The organism is Ketobacter sp., from assembly GCF_003671495.1.
Lineage (GTDB): Bacteria > Pseudomonadota > Gammaproteobacteria > Pseudomonadales > Ketobacteraceae > Ketobacter.
The window spans coordinates 67,534-73,848 of sequence record NZ_RCHN01000031.1; the positions used below are offsets into that span (position 1 = coordinate 67,534).

Below are 6,315 nucleotides of genomic sequence, written 5' to 3' on the forward strand. Positions count from 1 at the left end.
TCTACACCCGCAACGTATCGCGTACCCTACGGGGGCTCACCTGGGGGGCCTGCCCCAATTCCTCGATCACCACGCCTTCGTTGAAGCGGCCCTGGAACTGGTTGGTGCTGATCACCATCAGGGGGCGCTTGCCGTCCAGCCCCAACTTGCGCATGGGGCGGGTGGTGGGGTGGTCGCCCGGCGCCAGCCGCAGACGGAAACCAAAGGGCAGGTGCAGGTTGAACGGACTGCGCACATCCAGGATTGAGCGGATCATCTGCTGATTGAGAATGGAGAACAGGTTCATGCCCAGGGGGCGAATCTGCCAGAAGCGCGGTCCCCAGCCGGAAAACTCGAACAGGGGCTGATTGTACTGCAGGCAATCCACCCGACAGCGCAGGCTGTTTTGGTCCAGCTGCAGCTCAATGCGGGCCGGGGTTTTGGGGTGCCCCCAGATTTCGCGACCCACGTTGATCATGCGCAGGCTGTCCGCCGGGCAATTCACCAGATAAAACCCCATGTGGCGCTGGTCTGCGCGCCGGAACAGCTCCCGCCAGGGGGAGACCGGCTGGAAGCCCTGACGTCGCGATACCGGCACCGCCAGCCCCGCCACGCTGTAATCGGTGTCGCTGCAGTGGGTGAAATTGGCCATCACCAGGGAGACAATGGCGTAGGGGCCAAAGGTCATGGCCGGAGTCAGGCTGGACTGTGTGGCGCTGGCGTTGAGCAGAGCCTCGACCCGGTGACGATGGGCGCAGAAGAGGGCAATGCTGTAATCCCCTTCTTTATAGAGAACAGGCACTTCCACCGGCCCTGAGGAGGTGTCCAGGGTGCGTCTGGGCACCTGGAAAAATGGATCGATCTGCATGGCTAACGCCCTGATTGGCTTAGGTTGTCTTTTAGGTTGTTTTTTAGCGTGTCTTATTGTTATACCCGATACCGGATTATAGGGGTTTCTGGCCGGTCTATAAGCGGCTTTTGGGGTCAAATTGAGCAATCCCCTGGCCTGTTCTACCGACCTTTGACCCATCTTTTACAGGGTTTATGACCCATCAGTTTCCAGATTCCCTGTATTTCAACAGACCTGGAGCTTTGCTATAATCGCCGGTTTAATTATTCCCCCCTGCAACAAGGCTGACACTGCATGTTACGTATTGCTCAGGAAGCTCTCACCTTTGATGATGTTCTCCTTCTGCCCGGCTACTCCGAGATTCTGCCCCGGGATGTGCAACTGAAAACCAGGCTCACCCGTGACATTACCCTGAACATCCCCCTGATCTCCGCGGCCATGGACACCGTCACGGAATCCCGGCTGGCCATCAGCATGGCCCAGGAGGGCGGCATCGGCATCCTGCACAAGAACATGACCGCCGAAGAGCAGGCGCGCCAGGTCAAGGCAGTGAAAAAGTTCGAAAGCGGGGTGGTGCGCGACCCCATTACCGTATCCCCTGACACCACCGTGGGCAAACTCATCGAGATCACCCAGATCAACAACATCTCCGGTGTACCGGTGGTGGATGGAGGCCAGCTGGTGGGCATCGTCACCAGCCGGGATCTGCGTTTTGAAGATCGCTATGATCAGCCGGTGTCCGCCATCATGACCCCGAAAGAAAAGCTGGTGACGGCCAAAGAAGGAGCCTCCACCGACGAGATCAAGGGGCTGTTGCACAAGTTCCGGATTGAAAAAATCCTGCTGGTGGATGACGAATTCCGCCTCACCGGCATGGTCACCAACACCGACATTCTGAAAGCCGAAGCCTATCCTCATTCCTGCAAGGATGACCAGGGCCGGTTGCGGGTGGGCGCGGCCGTGGGGACCGGTGACGGCACCGAGGAACGGGTGGCCGCCCTGGTGGAAGCCGGTGTGGATGTGCTGGTGGTGGATACCGCCCACGGCCATTCCAAAGGCGTGATTGACCGGGTGCGCTGGGTCACCCAGAACTACCCCCAGGTGCAGGTGATCGGCGGCAACATAGCCACGGCAGAAGCCGCCTTGGCACTGGCTGAGGCCGGAGCCCATGGAGTGAAAGTGGGTATCGGCCCCGGTTCCATTTGTACCACCCGTATTGTTTCCGGTATTGGCGTACCGCAGATTTCGGCGGTGGCCAATGTGGTGGAAGCCCTCAAGGGTATGGACATCCCGGTGATTGCCGATGGTGGCATCCGCTTCTCTGGCGACATCGCCAAAGCCATCGCCGCCGGTGCCCACGCCATCATGGTGGGCGGCTTGCTGGCCGGCACAGAAGAAGCCCCCGGCGAGGTGGAGCTGTACCAGGGTCGTTACTACAAAGCCTATCGCGGCATGGGCTCACTGGGCGCCATGGCCCAAAGCCAGGGTTCCAGCGACCGTTACTTCCAGGATGCCTCCCAGGGTGTGGAAAAGCTGGTTCCCGAAGGCATCGAGGGGCGGGTGCCCTACAAAGGCCCCATTTCCGCCATCATCCACCAGATGATGGGAGGGGTACGGGCCAGCATGGGCTACACCGGCTGCCCCACCATTGAAGACATGCGGACCCGGCCCACCTTTGTGCGGGTCACCGGTGCCGGCATGAAAGAAAGCCACGTACACGATGTGACCATCACCAAAGAGGCGCCCAACTACCGCTCCTGATCCGGTCGCTTAGCAGACCATTACTGGCCAGCCGAACCCGCCACGGGCGGCTGGCCTTTCAGTTTATAACCTGACTGATTGCAGCAGTCCTCATTACGGAACACAGCCATGACCGACATTCACGCCCAGCGCATTCTTATTCTGGACTTTGGTTCGCAATACACCCAACTGATCGCCCGCCGGGTGCGCGAGATCGGTGTGTACTGCGAACTGTGGGCCTGTGACGCCGACCCGGCGGACATCCAAGCCTTTGCGCCCAACGGTGTGATCCTGTCCGGGGGGCCGGAGTCGGTGACTGGCGAGGATACCCCGCGGGCCCCGGATCTGGTGTTTGAATTGGGCATTCCGGTGCTGGGGATCTGTTACGGCATGCAGACCATGGCGGCGCAATTCGGTGGCAAGGTGGCCAGTTCCGACCACCGTGAATTCGGCTATGCGGAAGTGCGTTTGAAAGGCCCCAGCAAATTGCTGGAAGGGCTGGACGATCATGCCGGATCGAAAAAACTGGATGTGTGGATGAGCCACGGCGACAAGGTGGTGGAACTGCCCCCGGGGTTTGACTGCATTGCCGAAACCGCCAGTGCGCCCATTGCCGCCATGGCCCATGAGCAGAAAGGGTTGTACGGCGTGCAGTTCCATCCGGAGGTGACCCACACCAAGCAGGGTGGCGAAATGCTGAAGCGCTTCGTGCGCGAAATCTGCGGCTGTGATGCCCTCTGGACCCCCGGCAACATCATCGACGACATGGTGGCCCGGGTGCGGGAGCAGGTGGGTGATGATGAAGTGCTGCTGGGCTTGTCCGGTGGCGTGGATTCCTCGGTGGTAGCGGCGTTGCTGCACAAAGCCATTGGCGACAAGCTCACCTGTGTATTCGTGGACAACGGCCTGCTGCGGCTGAACGAAGGTGACCAGGTCATGGACATGTTTGCCCAGCACATGGGGATTCGGGTGATTCGTGCCGATGCCGAGGATCTGTTCCTGGGCAAGCTCAAGGGCGAAAATGACCCGGAAGCCAAACGCAAGATCATCGGCAACACCTTCATCGACGTGTTCGATGCCGAGAGCGCCAAGCTGAACGGCATCAAGTGGCTGGCCCAGGGCACCATCTACCCCGATGTGATTGAATCCGCCGGTTCCAAAACCGGCAAGGCCCATGTCATCAAATCCCACCACAACGTAGGCGGTTTGCCGGAGCACATGAAAATGCAGTTGGTGGAGCCCCTGCGGGAACTGTTCAAAGACGAAGTGCGCAAAATCGGCCTGGAGCTGGGCCTGCCCTACGACATGGTGTACCGCCATCCTTTCCCGGGTCCGGGCCTGGGGGTGCGTATCCTGGGTGAGGTGAAAAAGGAATACGCCGACATCCTGCGGGAAGCCGACCACATTTTCATAGAAGAACTGCACAAAGCCGACTGGTACCACAAGGTGAGCCAGGCCTTTGCCGTGTTCCTGCCGGTGAAGTCCGTCGGCGTCACCGGCGATGGCCGTCGTTACGAATATGTGGTGGCCATCCGCGCGGTGGAAACCATCGACTTTATGACCGCCCGCTGGGCCCATCTGCCCTATGAGCTGCTGGAAACAGTATCCAGCCGCATCATTCAGGAAATTCCGGGGATCTCCCGGGTAACCTATGATATTTCCTCGAAGCCGCCGGCGACGATTGAATGGGAATGATTCCGCGTCTGGCACTGGCTGGTATCAACAAGCAGCAAATCAATCATAACCCATTGTTATTAATGGTCTTTTCTCTAAGTTGCCTGGCAATGTCAGGCACTCTCTAGCACCGTCAAGCAGACTTTTTTCATGGTATGTTTGATGGTATCGTCCAAGCTCATACCACGACTTAAGCGAAATACCATACCATGAAATTTTAGTGTGTCATGGTATGGAAAATCGTTAACTGTCTGATAATAAAGGAAATAATTGGCTTAAAGATGCCATGTTTATTCATGGTATCAAGGACGAAAAAGAGAGGGCTGCCATGCTGACCGATACCAAGCTTCGAAATCTGAAACCCAAGGACAAACTCTACAAAATCAACGACCGGGATGGTCTCTACGTAGCCATCACGCCGACAGGCACAATCTCGTTCAGGCACAACTATTCAATCAGTGGCCGTCAGGAGACGTTGACGATCGGTCGCTATGGCACTGGCGGCATTACTCTCGCAGAGGCGCGAGAGCGTCTTAACGAAGCCAAAAAAATGATTGCGGCAGGTAAATCTCCAGCCAGAGAAAAGGCACGTGATAAGGCGCGTGTGAAGGGGGCTGAGACTTTTGGTGCCTGGGCTGAAAAATGGATGCGCGGGTATCAGATGGCTGACTCGACACGAGACATGCGCAAATCAGTCTATAACCGTGAATTGAAGAAGCGCTTTGGCAATCAGAAGTTGTCTGAGATAACCCATGAAGATCTTCGAGCGGTAACCGATGCCATCGTGGAGAGAGGCGCGCCGGCAACCGCTGTCCACGCACGAGAAGTGGTATTACAGGTTTATCGCTGGGCGATCGAGCGTGGACAGAAAGTGGAGAATCCCGCTGAGATGGTTCGCCCCAGCAGTATCGCCAGGTTTGAGCCACGAGATCGAGCCTTGAGCCCTGCCGAAATTAGTCTGATGTATCGATACATGGATCGCGTCGGCACATCACCGCAATACAGAGCGGCTATCAAGTTACTGTTGCTGACCCTGGTGAGAAAGTCGGAGTTATCTAACGCTACCTGGGCGGAGATTAATTTCAGCGAAGCACTCTGGACGATACCAAAAGAGCGCATGAAACGTCGGAATCCGCACATGGTGTACCTCTCCCGTCAGGCGCTGGATATTTTCATTGCGCTCAAAACATTTGCCGGCGGCTCTGAGTTCGTGCTCCCTTCTCGGTATGATTCAGACTTGCCTATGAGCGCCGCGACGTTAAATCGTGTTCTCGCTCTGACGTACCAGGCGGCACAAAAAGATGGAGAACAGCTCGGTAAATTTGGTCCGCACGATCTGCGTCGTACGGCAAGCACGTTATTGCACGAAGCAGGTTATAACACCGATTGGATTGAAAAGTGCCTTGCCCACGAGCAGAAAGGGGTGAGGGCAATTTACAATAAAGCCGAATACCGAGAGCAGCGTGTGGCGATGTTACAGGACTGGGCAGATATGATTGATGAGTGGACTAACGTGAAACGTTAGTGGGAATTCCCGGCCGGATTGGTTGGTCTTCAGACTCTTTGCGTGACTCGATCCACTTTTCCACTTCAGCCAGATCCCAGGCGACATTGCGGCTTGTCAGCACGACTCTGCGTGGAAAGTCTCCACGTTTCTCCATGTTGAAGATGGCGCGATCCGAAAGCGGAATCATGGACAGCAACGTTTTGCGGTTGATTAATGTCTTTCGTGGTCGGGTAGGGTGCTCTTCATCCATTGTTGCTCACTCTCGCTCCAGACTGCATGAGTTGTAGTCTTGGGTTTGCTAAGAGCTAAACGTTAGCACCGTGCAAATCACATTGGCAAAAGAGAATGTTTAGCAAGGTGATAAACACCAGCTGCATAAAGATGGGTTTCGGTGTTGGGGGGGGCGTTATTCACCCCATTCGCCAGGCATGTGCTCGCTCGAAGTGGTGGCTGTTCGTGTCGCTTAACAGACTGGGAATGCTTAGACCACTTCTCCCTTGAAGACGATGACGCCACAGATGGTCGCTTCTTCATCCACTTCGATAATGCGATTTGGCCAGTCAGG

At 56.6% G+C, this 6,315-nt stretch carries 5 protein-coding genes; 3 read left to right on the top strand and 2 right to left on the bottom strand.

The features are described from left to right. Nucleotide 1: 1 nt before the first annotated feature. Nucleotides 2-847 carry an acetoacetate decarboxylase family protein gene (locus D9N14_RS15050; protein WP_290581139.1) on the bottom strand — a complete coding sequence of 282 codons (846 nt, stop codon included), beginning with the start codon at nucleotides 845-847 and terminating at the stop codon, nucleotides 2-4. Between the two features lie 276 nt (nucleotides 848-1,123). Here D9N14_RS15050 and guaB point away from each other — a divergent pair, with 276 nt between their 5' ends. From guaB to D9N14_RS15065, 3 genes are all read left to right on the top strand, one after another. After that, nucleotides 1,124-2,590, top strand: a complete 1,467-nt coding sequence (gene guaB / locus D9N14_RS15055) for an IMP dehydrogenase (protein ID WP_290581142.1) — start codon at nucleotides 1,124-1,126, stop codon at nucleotides 2,588-2,590. A 108-nt stretch (nucleotides 2,591-2,698) separates the two neighbouring features. After that, nucleotides 2,699-4,264, top strand: coding sequence for a glutamine-hydrolyzing GMP synthase (gene guaA / locus D9N14_RS15060; RefSeq protein ID WP_290581144.1), 1,566 nt, complete (start codon nucleotides 2,699-2,701; stop codon nucleotides 4,262-4,264). 307 nt (nucleotides 4,265-4,571) lie between these two features. Continuing rightward, nucleotides 4,572-5,768 (top strand): tyrosine-type recombinase/integrase, encoded by a 1,197-nt coding sequence (locus tag D9N14_RS15065; protein WP_290581146.1) that lies wholly within the window; start codon nucleotides 4,572-4,574, stop codon nucleotides 5,766-5,768. Here D9N14_RS15065 and D9N14_RS15070 read toward each other — a convergent pair. Further along, nucleotides 5,752-6,000, bottom strand: coding sequence for a helix-turn-helix transcriptional regulator (locus D9N14_RS15070; protein ID WP_290581148.1), 249 nt, complete (start codon nucleotides 5,998-6,000; stop codon nucleotides 5,752-5,754). The genes D9N14_RS15065 and D9N14_RS15070 overlap by 17 nt on opposite strands. Between the last annotated feature and the right edge of the window lie 315 nt (nucleotides 6,001-6,315).

Coding starts and splice junctions, on each gene's coding strand:
- D9N14_RS15050 (WP_290581139.1), bottom strand. CDS start 847: ATGCAGATCGATCCATTTTTCCAGGTGCCCAGACGCACCCTGGACACC.
- guaB (WP_290581142.1), top strand. CDS start 1,124: ATGTTACGTATTGCTCAGGAAGCTCTCACCTTTGATGATGTTCTCCTT.
- guaA (WP_290581144.1), top strand. CDS start 2,699: ATGACCGACATTCACGCCCAGCGCATTCTTATTCTGGACTTTGGTTCG.
- D9N14_RS15065 (WP_290581146.1), top strand. CDS start 4,572: ATGCTGACCGATACCAAGCTTCGAAATCTGAAACCCAAGGACAAACTC.
- D9N14_RS15070 (WP_290581148.1), bottom strand. CDS start 6,000: ATGGATGAAGAGCACCCTACCCGACCACGAAAGACATTAATCAACCGC.